The 18,109-nt window shown below is 41.1% G+C and carries 9 protein-coding genes; 2 read left to right on the top strand and 7 right to left on the bottom strand.

Translation table 11 applies throughout. The features are described from left to right. Positions 1–11 precede the first annotated feature (11 nt). The 6 genes from ACTB00_RS07635 to ACTB00_RS07610 form a co-directional block, all read right to left on the bottom strand. Complete coding sequence (locus ACTB00_RS07635; RefSeq protein ID WP_463299319.1) at positions 12–1,010, bottom strand: glycoside hydrolase family 43 protein; 999 nt, start codon at positions 1,008–1,010, stop codon at positions 12–14. A 67-nt stretch (positions 1,011–1,077) separates the two neighbouring features. Then, a complete protein-coding gene (locus ACTB00_RS07630) occupies positions 1,078–2,619 on the bottom strand; it encodes a RagB/SusD family nutrient uptake outer membrane protein (RefSeq protein ID WP_463299318.1) in 1,542 nt (513 codons plus the stop codon). Positions 2,620–2,640: 21 nt separating this feature from the next. Then, entirely contained in the window at positions 2,641–5,730 is a 3,090-nt protein-coding gene (locus ACTB00_RS07625) for a SusC/RagA family TonB-linked outer membrane protein (RefSeq protein WP_463299317.1), read from the bottom strand. Positions 5,731–5,866: 136 nt separating this feature from the next. Next, positions 5,867–10,132 (bottom strand): hybrid sensor histidine kinase/response regulator transcription factor, encoded by a 4,266-nt coding sequence (locus ACTB00_RS07620; RefSeq protein WP_463299316.1) that lies wholly within the window; start codon positions 10,130–10,132, stop codon positions 5,867–5,869. Between the two features lie 229 nt (positions 10,133–10,361). Further along, positions 10,362–11,849 carry a Gfo/Idh/MocA family protein gene (locus tag ACTB00_RS07615; protein WP_463299315.1) on the bottom strand — a complete coding sequence of 496 codons (1,488 nt, stop codon included), beginning with the start codon at positions 11,847–11,849 and terminating at the stop codon, positions 10,362–10,364. 162 nt (positions 11,850–12,011) lie between these two features. Next, entirely contained in the window at positions 12,012–13,526 is a 1,515-nt protein-coding gene (locus ACTB00_RS07610) for a Gfo/Idh/MocA family protein (RefSeq protein WP_463299314.1), read from the bottom strand. Between the two features lie 297 nt (positions 13,527–13,823). On the opposite strand from ACTB00_RS07610, the gene ACTB00_RS07605 reads away from it, so the two are divergent. Continuing rightward, entirely contained in the window at positions 13,824–14,354 is a 531-nt protein-coding gene (locus ACTB00_RS07605) for a peroxiredoxin (protein WP_463299313.1), read from the top strand. 157 nt (positions 14,355–14,511) lie between these two features. On the opposite strand, the gene ACTB00_RS07600 is transcribed toward ACTB00_RS07605, so the two are convergent. Then, positions 14,512–16,983 carry a TonB-dependent receptor gene (locus ACTB00_RS07600; protein WP_463299312.1) on the bottom strand — a complete coding sequence of 824 codons (2,472 nt, stop codon included), beginning with the start codon at positions 16,981–16,983 and terminating at the stop codon, positions 14,512–14,514. Between the two features lie 221 nt (positions 16,984–17,204). Here ACTB00_RS07600 and ACTB00_RS07595 point away from each other — a divergent pair, with 221 nt between their 5' ends. Next, on the top strand, positions 17,205–18,083 hold the full coding sequence (locus ACTB00_RS07595) for a sugar phosphate isomerase/epimerase family protein (RefSeq protein WP_463299311.1): 879 nt from the start codon (positions 17,205–17,207) through the stop codon (positions 18,081–18,083). Positions 18,084–18,109 lie beyond the last annotated feature (26 nt).

Raw genomic sequence — 18,109 nt, 5'->3', positions numbered from 1 at the left:
TTTGATAAAGTTTATTGAATTCCTTCTGAGGTCATAGCAACACGTTTCATAGTGCCGTCTGTGTTATAATAAAGTTGGTCGATACAAACCGAGCGCCTGAAACTTCCACCATGTGGCTGAATTCCACCAGTATGATAAAAGAAGTACCAGTTATTGTTGTATTCGATAATTGCTTGATGATTTGTGTTTGAATTACCAGCCAGCTCATTCAGAATCCCTTTAAACTCCCATGGCCCGGTAATCGACCGGCTCATCGCATAAGCTGTTTTTTCAGGAAACTGATAGGCATATGACAGATAATACCATTCGCCACGTTTATGAATCCAGGGCGCTTCGGTAAAGTTAGGCAAATCAACTGTGTGTATATCGCCATCCAGCTCGATCATATTGTCTTTTAGTTTTGCCCAGTAGCAAGCTGTATTTCCCCAAAACAGGTAAGCCTGTTCATCGTCGTCAATATAAACGGTCGGATCAATATCGTCCCAGCTAATCTGTGTTTGATCAGTGGTCATATCGTTTGTTATTAACGCTTTCCCCAGCGCATCTTTAAACGGACCTACAGGACTGCCGGATACAGCTACTCCAATCGATTTTCCCGGAATACTTCCGTGTTCAACTGTTACATACCAGTAAAATTTTTCGTTACGTTCGATTACTTCAGCGGCCCAGGCACTGTGTGCGGCCCACTCAAAATCGGAGGGCTTCAACGGAACCGGATGTTCTTTCCAGTTAACCAGATCGGTTGACGAATACACCAGCCACTCATTCATTTCGTAGAAATTCTTTTCTAAAGGAGCCTGATCGTGTCCTACATACAAGTATACCGTATCGTTGTATACCAATGCAGCCGGATCGGCGGTGTATTTATCCGTGATAATGGGATTGTTGATCTGCTTTGGAGTGGTATCTCTGGCAGAGGTCTTTTCTCCCTCGGTTTTAATGCTCTGCGTGCAGCTAAAATTAAGTGCAAAAAACAGAACCGAAAGTAATATTTTGATTAATGTCCGCATGCCATTGAGTAATTAAGAAAAGAAAAGGCAAGCTAAAGGAACCTGCCTTTTCTGATTTATCTATTTATTAAATCCCCCAACCTGGGTTTTGAGTATAATTCGGGTTTTTATCGCGTTCTGCAGGTGGAATAGGGAAGTATTCACGACCTTCGATAAATCCTGAAAATTCTGAATCATGATCTTTCAGTTCCTGAAGTCTGCTTGAGTCGTATAACCAACCCCAGCGAACGATATCTTCAAAACGAATTCCTTCGAAAGCAAACTCCAGCACTTTATCATGTGAAAGCTGGGTATAGAATTCCTGGGTTCCCATTGCAGCGATATCAGCTGATATATCAGGCAAATTCGATCTGTCACGTACCATTTGGATGTATTCTGCTGCTACTGCAGGATTTCCAAGTTCGTACTGACATTCTGCATACATCATCAACACTTCGGCATAACGCATTACTCTCTCATTAATGTCTGAACGCCAGTCCAATTCATTTTCTCTTTCGGATGAATAAGCATTGGTGTATTTACGGATGTAAACGCCGTCCCATCTCGACTCATCAAAAGATTCTCTGAAAGGAGTTCCGTACATGGTTGTTGCAGTTGTATCGTAGCTCATGCTTACAACAGCACGTGGGTCAACTTCACCATCAACAGTTTTTTCTGCCATATATTCATCAAAAATCCATTGTGTTGCGGCAGCATCACCAAATCCAAACGGAGTTGGAGCAAAAGTAATGGCGTGAGCTGTTGTTTTCGACCAGTCGGCAGCAGGTTGGCTTACCCAGCCAAGTACTGTTCCACCTACACTGCGGTCGAGCTGAATTTCGAAGATCGATTCAGAATTGTTCTCGTTTGAAGTGGTGAAATTATCAGCGTAATTTGGTACCAAATCATAAATGCCAAGGTCAATCACTTTTTTCAAATAAATAGAAGCATTTTCGTAGTCGTGGTTCATTAAATATGATTTCCCGGTAAATGCAAGTGCAGCACCTTTTGTAGCACGACCCAAGTCCGATTCAGGATAAGTTGTTGGCAATAAATCAGCTGCTGCTTTAAAATCATCTATTACGGCTTCCCATGCAACTTCGGGACTTACCTGTTCAGGATACAGGTCTTCTTCGCTTTGGTAAGTATTCATTACCAAAGGAATATTTCTGAAAAATGAAACAAGGTAATAGTTTGATAAACCTCTGAGGAATAGAGCTTCTCCTTTGTATTGATCGTAAGTTGCCTGATTAGCAAACTCTATGTTATCGATATTTTCAAGAACCTGGTTGGCTCTGTTTATTACACCGTAAAATGCTGTCCATGGCCATTGTGCCATAATCGGGTCTTCGTCCAGGTTAAATTTACCCGTTAAACTTAATACTCGCCATGGGCTGAAACTTTGAATATCGTCGCCTTTAAGACTTAAAGCGAAAGGCACAAAACGTAGCCAGGTTCCATCGTAAAGTAGTCCCATGTAGGTGGCACTTACACCGGCTTTTACATCAGCTTCTGATTGCCAGTAGGTTTCGGTCGTTTGCAGGTTTGGGTTGCTTAACTCCAACCACTCCTCGTTACATGATGCCATGAACAACGTTAAGAAGGCAAGAAAAATATATTTTAATTTCATGATAATGCTTTTTAGTAGTTATTAAAATCCAACTTTAACACCGAACAGAATTGTTCTTGGTGTAGGCAATCCACCTGAAAAATCGGTAAATGCTTTGTTTGCTGCTACGCCATTGTCGGTTCCCCGATCAAATAATCCGTCGTTATTAAATTCAGGATCGTAGCCTGAGTAACTGGTAATTGTAATGGCATTTTGAAGCGAACCATATACGCGAACTGAAGAAAGACTTAAGAAATCGAGTGCAGACTCAGGAAGTGTGTATCCTAACTCAATGTTCGAGAATCTCAGGTAATCACCATCTTCTAACCAGAAATCTGATGCTCTTGTGTTCCGGTTCGGATCATCTCGGATAATTCTTGGTCTTCCGGTATTGGTATTATTCGTTGTCCATCTGTCCATCAGGTCAGTACTCATGTTTTCTAAACCAGCACCGGCGCGAAGACCATTTCCAATTGCGTTAACGACTTTGTTGCCGGTAGCACCTTGAGCTGAAATAGTAAGGTCGAAATTTTTATATTCAGCGTTGAAATTAAAACCGAAATAAAAATTTGGTAATGCACTACCCATGTGTGTGCGGTCGTCTTCCGTAATTTCGTTGTCACCGTTAACATCTTTGAACATGAAGTCACCAGCATCGGTTAGATTTTCCTGGTAAAGTCCGTCAGGAGCATTGGCGTTCAATGCCTCAACTTCTGATTTGCTTTGGAATATTTTTTCGACTACATAACCATACAATTCACCAACTTCGGTACCAACATCGGTACGACTCCAGTTTCCGTCAATTGGGTTAATACCTTCACCAAGGCTCAATACTTCGTTCTTAAGGGTCGAAAAGTTGGCATTAACGCTGTATTTGAATTGACCTTCAGCCTTACGATAGGTTGCGTTAAATTCAAATCCCTGGTTTTTAACCGACAGCGCGTTTTGTACAGGCGATTCCCAATCGTACCAACCCAGGTGAGTTGGAGTAGGAACAGTTCCTAACAGGTCGTCAACTCTTTTTACGTAATATTCTGTAGTAATCAGGACTCTGTTTTCGAGGAACCCGAAATCCAAACCAATGTTGGTGGTTTTCGATTGTTCCCATTTAATGTCTGTTGAAGCAGGAATAAATTGAGCTCCTCCAGCGACTGGACTACCATTCAATACATATGTTGCGTATGGGTTGATATAACCCTGGTAGAGGTAATCACCAATGTTTTGGTTACCCAATACACCGTAACTTGCACGAACCTTTAACTGGCTGATAAAATCGCTTGAAGCTAAAAAGTCTTCGTTATGCGCTTTCCAGGCCACTGCTACTGACGGGAAGTTACCCCATTTGTTCTGCGGACTGAACCGTGATGAACCATCGCGACGTATAGTTGCTGTCAGCAAATATTTATCGTCGTATCCAACAATTACGCGACCGAAATAAGAAGCCAAACGTGATTGGAATTCGTCACCGCTGCTTGTTCTGTCTTCTCCGTTACTCAATTGTTTGAAATACGGTTCTGAGAAACCTTCAGCATGTCCATAAGATCTAGACATGAATGTATTGAGCGAACTTTGTCCGAGCAAAGCATTTAACGTAAACTTGTCGATTGTTGTATTGTACGACAAGGTATTTTCAATAGTACCTGTAGAGCCGTAACCGCGGTTGTCATCCATTTTTGCAATGGTGTTTGAGAAGCCGGCAAACCAACCCAAGTCGTAAAGTGGTTCGAAGTGGTAATCGCGCCAGTCGGTCCGCTCGTAACTTAAACTAAGCTTGTATTTTAATCCTTTGATGATTTCATACTCACCATAAACGTTGCCAATCAAACGGTTTCTTTTTGTATTACTCTCAATCAAATTATTCATACCAACAACGTTGGCAGAATAGGCTCCGTGCAAATCGGCGCTGGCCGAAGAGTAACCATTCATTTTAGTTTCGTCGTATACCGGGAGTGTCGGAATAGCAGAAGCCGTGTAACCTAACATTGTTCCATCGTGTAGGAACGACATCAAATCACGATCAGCATAAGTGTAATGTAACGATTCGCCAACTTTTAGTTTACCCAGTTGGTGATCGGAATTAACCATTATACCGTATCTTGTGTAGTTTGGTCCGTTTCCTTCAACCGTACCTGTTTGATCAAAATAGTTCAGGCTCATACTAAAATTCGAGACATCGTTTCCACCGCTTACCGAAATGGTTTGGTTATTTATGTGACCCGTTTTAAACAATTCGTCTTGCCAGTTGGTGTTTACATTGTCAACATAGTATGGGCTCGATGGATCATTTGCAGGGAAAATGTACAGCTCGTTATATTCAGGATATGCTTTTGCATTGTTGGTTGACTCGTTGACCAGTGTTTGATACTGTTCCCGTCCAAGTACATCCATTCTTTCTGTAATTTCCTGAAAACCGTAATACCCGCTGTACGAAACTTTCATTTCGCCTTTTGTACCACGTTTTGTCGTAATAATGATTACACCATTTGCAGCACGCGAACCATAAATTGCAGCTGCCGATGCATCTTTTAATACCTGAATCGACTCGATGTTTTCGGTTGGAATATCATTTGCCGGAGCAAAAACACCATCGATAACATAGAGCGGATCGTTATTGGTAAAGGAAGTAACACCGCGAATTTTTACTTTTGGAGCAGAACCCGGATCGCCGGAACTCTGAATGGAAACACCGGCCACTTTACCTTGTAAAGCTTTACTTACATCGTTTGTTGCGGCTTGTGCCATCTCTTCTACGTCCACAATTCCAATGGATCCGGTAATGTCAGATCTTTTCTGTGTACCATATCCAATAACGACCACCTCGTCGATATCCGATACGCTTTGTCGTAAATTGACATCGATTTGAGAACGGCCATCAATAGGAACTTCTTGTCGATCAAAACCAATAAAAGAGAAAACCAATGTAGCATTCTCATCATCTACATTAATCGTAAAATTACCTTCAAAGTTGGTAATTGTACCAATTGTTGTTCCTTTTTGAACAACGTTTACACCAGGAAGTGTGGAATTATTCCCGGCATCATAAACAACACCTTTTACCGTGTGTTGTGCATAAGCTGTTCCTGTCAACAGCAGGAAACAAAACATTAATCCACTAGTTATTATTCTTTTCATAAGATTAAAAATTAGTTAGCGTTAAAATCTGGTATAAAACTACCCAGACTATTACATTAAAGGGGAGGACGAATTGTGAAATGAAGTGGACAAATTGAGAAAGATGTAGTTTCTGACGGGGTTTTGTGCCCGGTGTTTATCGGATGGACTGCTTTTTTGAAAATTCGCTTGGACTCATACCGTAAAACTTTTTAAAGATACGGCTAAAATATTTAGGGTCGTTGAAACCAACTTTATAAGCAATTTCTGATAATGGGTCATTCGTTGTTTTTATCAGTTCGATGGCTTTTTTTAATTTGAATGAATTAATAAAGTCGGTGATGTTAAGATCGGTCAATGCTTTTATTTTTTTATACAACAAGCTTTGGCTTACAAGCATTTCTTTAGCGAATTGATCGACTGAAAATTGAGATTCGATGTAATTTTTTTCGAGTACCTCGTATGCTTTGTTTATAAATTCCTGGTCTAACGTGTTAGGCATTATTTGTTCGGAAGGAATATTGTCGGGGCTGCTAAACATTCGCTTAATAACCCTGCGCGATTCAATCAGGTTGCGCATTTTTACCTGAAGAATTTGGAAGTTAAACGGTTTTGGAATGTAATCGTCGGCACCGGTTTCTAATCCTTCAATCCAACTTTCCACCATATTTTTTGCTGTTAACAACACGATCGGAATATGGCTTGTTTGTATGTTTTTCTTTAGTCGGCTGCAGAGCTCAATGCCGTCCATAACAGGCATCATCACATCACTGATAATTAATTCGGGAGAATACTTTTTAGCCATTGCTAAACCAATTTTCCCATTCTCGGCACCTAAAACCCGATAGTCTGACCGTAAGGTTTGTAGCAAGAAACTTCGCAGGTCAAAATTGTCCTCTACAATTAATATTGTCGGTTTGGATTTGTCATCGTGTGGTTCTTCTTCCTGCTTATAACCCGATTTTTCGGCGATAATGTGTTCGGCTAGCACATTTACCCGGCCTTCAATGTTTATGTCTGTTGGAACTGCCGTTTGATTGATCTCATTTTCCGAAAAGCGATCTTTGGAGCACGGGATACACACTGTAAATGTGCTGCCTTTTCCCTTTTCACTTTCAACTTTAATTTCGCCATGCAGAGCCTGCACAATTTCGTAGGTTAGTGCCAGCCCAATTCCCGAGCTGGTAAAGTACGAATCCTTGCTGGTTTCCTCCGCTTTGTAGAATCGCTTAAAAATACTGGATAGATGTTCTTTTGAGATTCCTGAGCCAGAGTCGTGAATACTGATGGAAACATAAGGCAAATCAATGCAGTTGTTGTTGTTGACAAATTCAACCATCATTTTAATGCTTCCCGACACAGGTGTGTTTTTAAACGCATTAGATAGGAGGTTATAAAATACGTTCTCTACTTTTTCGGCGTCAAACCAGGTTTCCTCATTTATTTCGGTTGCCGAAAAACGATAATCAATTTGCTGATGCTCGGCCAGGTCTTTAAACGATTCAAAAATACCGTTGAGGTATTGTACCATATTCCCGCTGCTCACATTTAAATCCAGTTTACCCGTTTCAATCCGCCTGAAATACAAGAGTTGGTTGATTAAGTGGAGCAGCCGTTGTGCATTCCGGTTGATAATGGTGATCGTATTTTTGGCATTTTGGTCGTCCTTTAACGTTTTCATTAACTGCTCTAAAGGATCAATAATGAGTGTCAGTGGAGTCCGAAATTCGTGCGATATATTGGTGAAAAAACGTAGCCGCAATTGATTTACTAGTTTCACTTTCTCGTTCAGTTCAATTACTTCGTCGCGTTGTTTGGCGAGCTCTTCTTTTTGCTCTTCTATTTTGTATGTTCTTTCGCGTACCTGTTTTTCCAACTTTTGTTTTTGTTCTTTCAAAAAACGGGTTCTGTAGCGGATGTATGCCATTACCGTTAACAATAGAAGCAGGATGACTAAAAACTGAAACCAGGCTGTTTCCCAAAATGCGGGTATTACCGTAATCAAAAGCTCTCGTTGAGTTTCAGACCAAACACCGTCACTGTTTGCGGCTTTTATCCTGAATCGGTAGTTGCCACCCGAAAGGTTCGTGTAATTAGCAAATCGCCTTGTCGACGGTACTTCTACCCAATCCTGGTCGACACCTTCCATTTTATATTGGTACTTAATTTTATCAGGGTGAAAATAATCCAATGCTGAAAATTCAATCGAAAATACAGCATCTTTATAGGATAAATCGATGTGCTCAGTTTCTTCAATGGGTTTCTCAAGAATTACCTTTGAATGGTATTTGTCTCCAACTTTAACAGGGGAATTAAAAACCGACAATTCAGTAAAAACCGGCGTCGGAGTATTGGGGTAGGATTCAATTTGCTCTGGCGAAAAATAGTTTACTCCTTCAATTCCTCCAAAGTAAAGATCTCCGCTTTCGTCGGCGAAAGAGGCTGACCAGTAAAACTGATCGCTTAACAGCCCATCGCTGGTATAGAAATTTTGAAATTCTTCAGTTTTTGGGTTGAATTTAGAGAGTCCTCTATCGGTACTTATCCACAAATTCCCTTGCAAATCTTCTTCTATGGCATAGGCAAAATTATTGCACAGTCCATCTTCTTCTGAGTAATTGATGAAATGCCCGGTTTCGCTACCTTCCACATATTTGCATATTCCGTTACCGTATGTGCCTAGCCAAATAGTCCCGGCTTTTGTTTCGCGAAGTGAGATCACATAGTTTCCTGCCAGTGAATTAGGATTGTTGATCTTGTTGGAAAACTTAAGGAATTCTATCGATTTCGTCTCTGTGGTGAGCTCGAGTAGATCAGCACGTGATAAACGGTATAGGCCATCTCGTGTTCCAACCCATATTCGTTCTTTTTGATCGGCTAAGAGGCAGCCCACCTCTAGATTATTTTCAAGTTGCATTTTTTTGTGAACATGCCGAAATGTGTTTTCTGAAGGATTAAATATATCGAGTCCGTCTCGGGTGCCTACTAAAATTCTGTTTTTATCGAGTTGTTTTAATGATGAAACGAAACTATTGCATAAACTGGTCGAATCTAAAGGATCGTTAAGAAAAGTGGCGAATTGGTTTTTATTTTCAGAAAGCAATAGGTTGATACCGCCCCCCCAGGTACCTACCCACATGTTTTTGTTCTGATCTCGCAACAGCGAAGAAATGAAATTGTTGTTGATGCTACCCCTTATAGTTGGGTCAAGCTCAAAACGGATGTTCTTTTTCCCATTGGCACTAAGTTTATTCAGGCCGCCACCAGCTGTTCCAATCCACAAATTATCCTCCTCGATGTAAATCGAATTGATGGTGTTGTGGCTAATCGTATTGTTGTTGCTTGGGTTATGCTGAATTGAATAAAAAGGCTTTTGAAAGCTGTTGTAATAATTAACCCCACCTTTTTCAGTTCCAATCCAGATATTTCCGAGCTCGTCAGCATAAAGCGAATTGACAAAAGGAGTATTCAGGTATCTTTTCGATTCTGTTTTATCCGAGATACTCGAAAAAAACATTGAGCTGTAGTCAAAGTAGTTTAGCCCACCGAGTGTTCCTACAATAACAACCCCGTTTATGTCTTCAATAATGTCGTAAACGGTTAGGTGATTCAAATCAGAATCTATATCATTTTCTGCTCCAAAATAGGTGGTCTGAAGCCGCTTGGTGTCGTATAAAAATACCCCGTTCCCATTGGTGCCGATCCATATATTGCCTTTAGAATCCTGAAATAGGTCAGAAATACTCTGCCCCGCAAGATCTTCTTCAAGCTGTTTCCAAACCGTGGCTGTTTTTTCGTTGTTTAAATGAACTGCTACGGGGCCGTAATCAGTACCAATCAGCAAATGCTGATCGTTTAGCAGACATAGATTGCTGATATTTCGATTTGAAAGTAACTCATCGAACATTTTTGTGGCTGCCGTTTCGCCGTTTTCATGATAACTTATTTTCCAAAGTCCGTTTTTTTCGGTCGCCACCCATAAATTACTGGCGTTGTCTGTTATTACATGTGTTATGGAAAAGTTAGCCACATTTTCGTTCAGCAAATTGTTGCTCGCAAAGCTTGATTTATCATAGATGAAATGTGCCAGTCCTTTGGCCGTGCCAATCCATATGTTGCCATAGTTATCTTCGCACAGGGTTTGAATAAAATTACTGGGAAGTGAAACCAGATCATGATTTTGTTGATACGTTTTAAAGGTATATCCGTCGTAGCGGCAAACCCCGTTACCGGTTCCAAACCACATGAAACCACGGCTGTCTTTCAAGATGCAGTCAACTGTATTTTGGGGTAGTCCATCATTTGTTGTGATATAGCTGAATCTGATTTGATCAGGATGTATATCCGGATTGAAAGCAAAAGCAACACAACTAATTGCTAGAAAAGAAAGGGTTATTAGCGTATTTCTCAAAATAATCAGCATGCTGGTTATTAGTTGTATAGTGATGGTGCAAATCTATGTAATAAAAGACAAAACCCTTAATCTATTTTTATTATTCTTAAGCTAGATTACAATACTACTTTAGTCATGCAGAATGGTGCTTCGAATAATTAAACAACCATGACGGTCCTTAATGGGCTGGTACCGAATTTATTATAAAAGAGCTGCAATATGGATATCTGGTGCCATTGAGTTTAACGAACGAATTCATTTAAATCTGCTCCCAACCTTGTCGGTAGGAGTGGCGAATTAATTCTTCAGCCATTTGTTTTGCGGATTGTGTCGTGTATTCCCTGTTGAATTTCGGATCGCCTTTAATCATTTCAAAATCATCACTAGTCAGTATTTGTAATTGATCATTACTTCCGATATTGGTGAAACGCATATTTGTTCCATCCCACAATAACTTGCGTTGAAGACTTTGTAAACGAACTGCCAGGTTGCCCATAGCCACCATTTCATTTAACGGGCCGGCATAATCGAAGTTGGAAGATGGCGCTAGTCTGTTTTCCGGTGATTCTTTGCAAGCCCGAATCCAGTCTTGTTCGTGACCACCATTCATGGCATTGGGGATACGACGTATGATTCTTTCGGGTTGTTTAACGTTTGCCATTTCTGAGCGTGGCAGAAGCGTTGGGTTTTCAGAGAATGATCCACACATGATTTTTCCTTTAGTGCCGTGGAAAATACAACCGCCACTATCATTGCCCATTCCTTCACCTTCACTTAATTCTTCAGGTCGTGGAGGTAGCAGACCTCCGTCGTACCAATTAACAGTTAGCGGCGGCATGGCTACTTTGGGTAAGTTGTCGCGTGCCGGGAATTCATAAGTCACCATTTCAGCATTAGGAGGCGATTCTGTGTTTACAGGAGTAGAGCTTCCTTGAACCGAAATAGGGTATTCCAGTTTCAGCGCTTTAAAAGCGGGGTCGAGAACGTGGCAGGCCATGTCGCCAGGAGCGCCAGTTCCAAAGTCCCACCAGCTGCGCCAGTTCCAGGGGGTATAAATTTCGTTGTATGGACGGTACTCGGCCGGGCCAATAAATAAATCCCAATCCAGTGTTTTCGGAATGCGCATTTCCTTTTTTGGTCTTTCTGACTCCTGAGGCCAAATCGGTCGGTTTGTCCATGCATCTACTCTGGTGATGTCGCCAATTTTCCCTGCCCATATCCATTCACAAATTTTGCGAATGTCATCGTTTGAGCTGCCCTGATTTCCCATCTGTGTGGACACATTGTATTTTCGGGCGGTTTCTGTTAATACCCGACTTTCGTATATCGAATGTGTCAGCGGTTGTTGCAGGTAAACATGCATTCCCTGACGCATAGCCATTAGCGCTGGTAGTGCATGCGAATGATCCGGAGTTGCAATCATAACAGCATCAATATCATTTTGCTCTTCAAACATCACCCGGTAGTCTTTGTATTGTGGAGCAGTTGGCCATTCGCGAAACGAATTTCTGTTTGCATACTTCCAGTCCACATCACATAGGGCAACAATATTTTCAGTCTCCATATTTTTCAGGTTGCGGTAGCCCATTCCCCCAACTCCAATACCTGCAATGTTGAGTTTGTCGCTTGGAGCTTTATGTCCCATTCCCCCAATAACGTGGTTTGGTAAAATGGTGAATCCGGCCAAAACGGCACCTGTCGATTGGATAAAACGTCTGCGGCTCAGTGCATTATTTTTTGATTTCATCGGGTTGATTGTTTGAAAATGCGGAAAGCAATTTAGTAAGAAATGTTGGTTTTGTGAAGTGCAATTTTTGGGGGAAGTGAAACCGGGGTTTCACAGCAAATAGACAACGGGATAAGAAAAAATCTTACCCCGTTGTTATCTAATTGAAGTTGAATTCACTAATTATGCCGGCATATCTGGCAAGCTCCATGGCTTACGATAATCATGCTTGATCAATTCAGCTGCAAATTCTTTTGCAGAAACCGGATCAGTCCAGGTTTTATCAAAAGTTGGATGACCATCGTGAATTTTGAAACCATCTTTTACAACGGTTTTAATAACCTCGTCATCTCCAATGTTTGTGAATTTCATGTTTTCACCGTCCCACTCAAGTGTCTTGTTTAAGGCTTGCAAGCGAACAGCAAGCACTCCCATAACGACCATTTCGTTGAATGGACCTGCTTCAGCAAAATCGGAAGTGGTTGGTTTTCTGTTCTCAGCTTTTTCTTTACAAGCACGAACCCAGTCCATTTCATGAGCTCCCTTGTTCCAAGCTAAGCCTAATTCGTCTTCCACTCTTCTTTCTGTTTTGGCAACCTTAGGAGTTTCTCCTCCAATAATTTCGGGCTGCACACCATAGCAGCCAACGTGCAGTGTTCCTTTTGTTCCATAGAAAAAAGTACCGCCACCAGACTTATTCGGATCCTTACCGGCTGGCCAATTGTCGGGTAACATGGGCTTAATACCTCCATCAAACCAGTTTACTTCTACTTCAGGCATCTTTACTTTTCCTACTTTTTCTCTTTCAGGGAAAGTTAGTTTTACAGCTTGCGAAGTTGGAGCGCAGTCGTTTAACAACAAGGTTGAACTACCCTGTGCTTTTGTAGGATAGCCTAATTTCAATCCTTCAAAAACGGGGTGAAGGATGTGGCAGGCCATGTCGCCAAGAGCACCTGTTCCATAATCCCACCAGCCACGCCAGTTCCAGGGATGGTAAATTTCGTTGTAAGGACGCATTTTTGCAGGCCCAACAAAGAGATCCCAATCCAGTGTGTCAGGTACCCATTGACCTTGTTCAGGAGTATTCAAACCCTGAGGCCATATCGGACGGTCGGTGAATGCTTCAACTTTTGTGATTTCGCCGATGGCACCACTCCAAATCAGCTCACATGTTTCAGCAACACCTGCTCCCGAGGCTCCCTGGTTTCCCATTTGAGTTGCCACATTGTATTGGTTCGCAAGCTTGGTCAGCAAGCGTGATTCATAAACGGTGTGGGTCAAAGGTTTTTGCAGGTAAACGTGTTTTCCCATAGTAATTGCATGGGCAGCAGTAATCGCATGGGTATGGTCGGCTGTGGCAATTACTACAGCATCGAACTCTTTGCCCATCTCGTCATACATTGTTCGCCAGTCTTTGTACTTTTTGGCTTTTGGGAAATGGTCGAAACAATTCTTTGCATATTTCCAGTCTACATCGCAAAGACCAACGATGTTTTCCGACTCCAGATTTTTCAGGTTTGCAAAGCCCATACCACCGACTCCAACGCCAACGATATTCAGTTTGTCACTGGGAGCTTTGTGCCCGAGACCAGCAATAACATTGCTGGGAAGAATTGTGATTCCGGCAGCTGCAGTTGCGGCAGTGCCCAGGAATGACCTTCTAGAAAATTGCTTCGATTCTTTTGAAAGCTTTTTCATGGTTTACTATTTATTTGATTTAGGTATATCTGTTTTTCGAAATTTCAAGGAATTCGAAAAACGTGATAAAGATATAATTCTTTGGACTTAAGCACAAATTATTAGTTTGGCGAACAGGAGCTCGTTTTTTTGTGTTGATTACTTGTTAGTTGTGTTGATTAGAGGAGTTTGTTTCGTTGATCGTGGATATAGCTTTTGTCTATTTCGAATAAAAAAAATCAATTTGATTGGTATGCCGTCTACCTTTATCTTTGTTCTATAATTTTTTATTCAATCACAATTAAAAACGATAAGATCATGTTAACAATAGGACAAAAATTTCCAGAGTTTGAAAAAACAGCCGTAGTTTCTCTAGATGCCGGCAAAGAATTTGAGACCGTTTCAAATAAAGACATAGACGGTAAATGGAGCGTTGTTTTTTGGTGGCCTAAAGATTTCACTTTTGTATGTCCAACAGAAATTACAGCATTCAATGATCATTTCGAGGAGTTTAAAAAATTGGATGCCAATTTAATTGGAGCATCTACAGATTCAGAATACGTTCACTTAGCTTGGAGAAATGATCATGCTGGTCTGAAAAAATTGAAATTTCCGATGTTGGCTGATACTTCGAAGTCATTGGCAGAGGATCTTGGAATTTTAGAAGAAAATGAGAAGATTGCTTACCGGGCAACATTTATCATTGATGATAAAGGTATCATTCGTTGGGTGAGTGTAAATGATCTGGCGATAGGCCGTAATGTTCCTGAAGTATTGCGTGTTTTAGAAGCGCTTCAAACAGGGCAGCTAACTCCTTGTGACTGGGAGCCAGGGCAAGCAACATTGTAAGAAAACACCATAACAAGTAAGATTAGAGGTTTATATTAGTATCAAAAGGATGTTCATTCGAGCATCCTTTTTTTATGTTTTGAGCCGGATAAGAAAGGAGGTCGACATGACCTCCTTTCTTTTAACTAACTCTAAAACTGTATGAAAAAAAAACGAATTAAAATCCTCCATCATCATATTCTACCTCTCTTACACCATCGCCACCACTTGAGCGATCCATTTTGAAATTATTGATTTTATAACTCAGGGTTAAAGTCACAACTTGAGATTCTCGTTCTCGCTTATAAGTATCGGTGAAGTCGACTCCGGATGAAGTTCGTTCAAATTTCATGGTTCCAAAAACATCTCTCAAGCTAAGCGTTGCAGTTAGTTTTCGTTTTAATAAATCCTGTCGATAGGAAATGTTTGTGAAAAAGAAACTAGAACGCTCGCCCTGAGCTGAAACTGACGGACCCCTGTAATAACCTGTTAATTGCAAACGTGAATCCGGAGCAAACTTCACCGTGGTGTTCAAGCGTCCGGTATAATTGGTACTTTTTCTGTCAATCGATTCACCTAAAACTTCGCCTTCAATACGGTAACGATAAACAGATAAACTGGAGTTGAAAATCAACCAGTCATCAATATTCAAATTTCCCATCAATTCAGATCCGAGGGAATAATCGTTGTTCAGGTTCATTGTATTAAGATAGAAAATGCCATCGTCGCCCAGTTCAGTAACTCGGGTGATTAAATTGTTGGTTACCCGATAAAAACCTTCCAGAGAGACGAAAGACTTGCCATAGTTTTTCATGACTCCCAACTCATATGAATCTGTATATTCCGGCTTTAGTTCCGGATTCCCGTAGCGAATGGTGTAGCGGTTATAGTAATTGGGGAACGGGTCAAGATCACGACCTCCGGGACGGTCAATACGTCGGCTATAGCTGGTCATCAATTGTAATTTGTTCAGAAACTCGTACGAGAAATGAAGCGTTGGAAATACATCGAAACGGTTAATCTCTGCGGGGGTTGCGGCTTTCTCGTGTTCAATACTCCGGCTGGTATATTCTCCGCGAAGTCCGAGTTGATATTTGAAATTACCGACTCCGTTGGCAAATGTGGCATACCCGGCTATGATGTCTCTTTTAAAATGTTGCGAACTCGAAAACTGTGGGTTGTCAATATAATCATTGGCGCTATTGTCCCAATCGTTGAACGAATAATCTTCAAACTCGCGATCGATGCGACTTTGAAGACCGGCTTCAAAGCGGCCATCATCTCCAACTGGTTTGGTGTAGTCCAATTCAATCCGGTATTCGTCCTCATCCTCTGTTTCGAGGGTTTTTACCCGGGCTAAATAGCCTTCAGTTCGCTCATAATTTTCGTTTGTATAATATTCGTCTTCAAATTCATAATCGTCGCCTACACTATTCGAATAGTAAAATAGTGCATCAAGTTTATGTGTCCCGTCTTCATTAAATTTTTGTTGAAAGTTGATGTTTGTGTTGTAGTAGGTGCCTTCCCTTTTCGAGTTTTCATCTTCTACCGAGTAAACATCATAATCTCCCGGAACTTTATATTCATGGACATTACCCATTCCACCACTTTTCCGCCCGTATTCGCCATACGTTCCTGAAAAAGTTAAGGTAGCTAAATCAGTTAGGTAGATGTCAACACCACCTTTTAAGCGGTGTCCACTTCGCCCATAATTTCGCTCGCCGTCTGATATGAGGTAAGTCGTGGTGTCGCCTTTGTAGGTTTCCCGATACGAATTTCCACTTCCATAATAGGTTTCATCGCTAATGTCGGCTCCAAAAAACAAGTTGGTTTTCTTTGTTTTGTAATTCAGCGTTAAGTCTGTCCGATATTTATCACGGCTGCCAATCATGGCATTTAAAATACCATTGAATCCTGAAAGGATATTTTTCTTCATCACAATGTTAATGATTCCTGCCATACCATCCGGATCGTATTTTGCCGATGGATTGGTAATGATCTCAATGTTTTCAATCACCGATGCCGGTAGTTGCCGCAAGGCATCATTGCCTTCCAGTACGCTTGGCTTACCGTCAATAAGCACCGTAAAATTTGAAGACCCGCGTACGCTGACATTTCCCTCAATATCTACTTCAACTGAAGGGGTATTTTCCAACACATCGACAGCTGTTCCTCCTGTTGCATTTATATCCTGACTGACGTTGATTACTTTTTTATCAATTTTATATTCAACTCTCGAACGATCCGCCACAACATCAACCGTTCCAATTTCCTGATTCGAAGGCTCAAGTCGTAACACGCCCATGTTTACTTGTCGATTGTCTGCTGTTATCGTGATATTGTTAATACGCACTTTATTAAACCCGATAAAGTTTGCTTCGGCGTAGTAGGTGCCAAAATCAATCTTCCGAATTACAAATTCGCCATTTGCGTCGGTAATACCGCCCGAAACCAGCGATGAGTCTTGCGATAAGAAGATGGAGAAATTCGCATATTCCATGGCCTTGCCCGTTCCGGCGTCAACAATTTTACCGCTGATAACTGCTTTGCTAAGCGAAGGAGATTCATCGGGATTCTGTTTGGGGGGCTGAGCAATTGTTGTGTAGCTTGTAAATAAGATTGTTATGGCTAATAGTAAATTAACTTTCATTTTAAATATTTTGGTTATCTATGTTCTATGACACCACCATTGGACAATAGTTTAAAGATGTAATGGTATTTTGTTGTTAATGATTGTGAATAGAAAAGGAGGAATTTGATTCGATTTTCAGTTCGTGCTTATGTTTAAGGATTGTGCTGAGCATTAAAATGAATTTCTTTATCTTTGAAACTGATTTTGTTACCAACTATAATCTAATTAAAACCTAAAAAATGAAAAATTCTTTTTTTTATGGTAAAGTTTTGTTCTTTGCCCTTTTCTTTGCTACATGCACATCATTTATTTTTTCGAGTTGTACGACCAGTTCTGATAACGAGAAGGAAATTGGGATTCAACTTTGGTCGGTTCGCGATGACATGAAAAATGACCCGGAGTTAACAATTGCGAAACTTGGAGAGATTGGTTATGCTTATGTTGAGGCAGCCGGATATGGTGATGGAAAATTTTATGGAATGGAGCCTTCCGCATTCAAAGCTCTTTTGGAGAAAAATGGTATGAGTATGAAAGGTTCTCATACCGGGATGAACCTGCCTAAGGAAGATGAGTGGGATGAAGCCATGACTTGGTGGGAACAATGCCTTACTGCTCACAAAGCAGCCGGGGCTGAGTGGATTGTTAAGCCATCAATGGGACAGGAAGCATACCGGAGTTTGGATACCTTGCAAATGTATTGTGACTATTACAATAAGGTTGGGGCGATGTGTAATGACGCGGGAATTCGGTTTGGATACCACAACCATGCTCAGGAGTTTGAAACAGAGTTGGATGGGCATCTTTTTTACGATTATCTGGTTGAGAATACCGATCCGGATAAGGTGATGTTTGAATTGGACTTGTACTGGATTCAGCAAGGTGGAAAAAGCGCACTTGACTACTTCGAAAAATATCCTGGCCGTTTCGAGCTATATCATGTAAAAGATGAAAAAGAGCTGGGAGAAAGTGGCGACATGGATTTCAAACCAGTTTTCGACGCTGCTGAAAAAGCGGGAATGAACGCTTATATTGTTGAGGTTGAACGATATAATTTTGAGCCGATGGTGAGTGTTGAGAAAAGTTACGAGTTTCTGAATAATGCCGAATACACGGAGTAATTTTTTGCAAAAACGTATTTTGAAAG

It is taken from the genome of Sunxiuqinia sp. (assembly GCF_055140945.1).
This window is presented reverse-complemented; position numbering and strand designations above follow the sequence as displayed.

Bases quoted from the DNA above. Each gene is read 5' to 3' on its own strand.
- ACTB00_RS07635 (WP_463299319.1), bottom strand. From the start codon at position 1,010: ATGCGGACATTAATCAAAATATTACTTTCGGTTCTGTTTTTTGCACTT.
- ACTB00_RS07630 (WP_463299318.1), bottom strand. From the start codon at position 2,619: ATGAAATTAAAATATATTTTTCTTGCCTTCTTAACGTTGTTCATGGCA.
- ACTB00_RS07625 (WP_463299317.1), bottom strand. From the start codon at position 5,730: ATGAAAAGAATAATAACTAGTGGATTAATGTTTTGTTTCCTGCTGTTG.
- ACTB00_RS07620 (WP_463299316.1), bottom strand. From the start codon at position 10,132: ATGCTGATTATTTTGAGAAATACGCTAATAACCCTTTCTTTTCTAGCA.
- ACTB00_RS07615 (WP_463299315.1), bottom strand. From the start codon at position 11,849: ATGAAATCAAAAAATAATGCACTGAGCCGCAGACGTTTTATCCAATCG.
- ACTB00_RS07610 (WP_463299314.1), bottom strand. From the start codon at position 13,526: ATGAAAAAGCTTTCAAAAGAATCGAAGCAATTTTCTAGAAGGTCATTC.
- ACTB00_RS07605 (WP_463299313.1), top strand. From the start codon at position 13,824: ATGTTAACAATAGGACAAAAATTTCCAGAGTTTGAAAAAACAGCCGTA.
- ACTB00_RS07600 (WP_463299312.1), bottom strand. From the start codon at position 16,983: ATGAAAGTTAATTTACTATTAGCCATAACAATCTTATTTACAAGCTAC.
- ACTB00_RS07595 (WP_463299311.1), top strand. From the start codon at position 17,205: ATGAAAAATTCTTTTTTTTATGGTAAAGTTTTGTTCTTTGCCCTTTTC.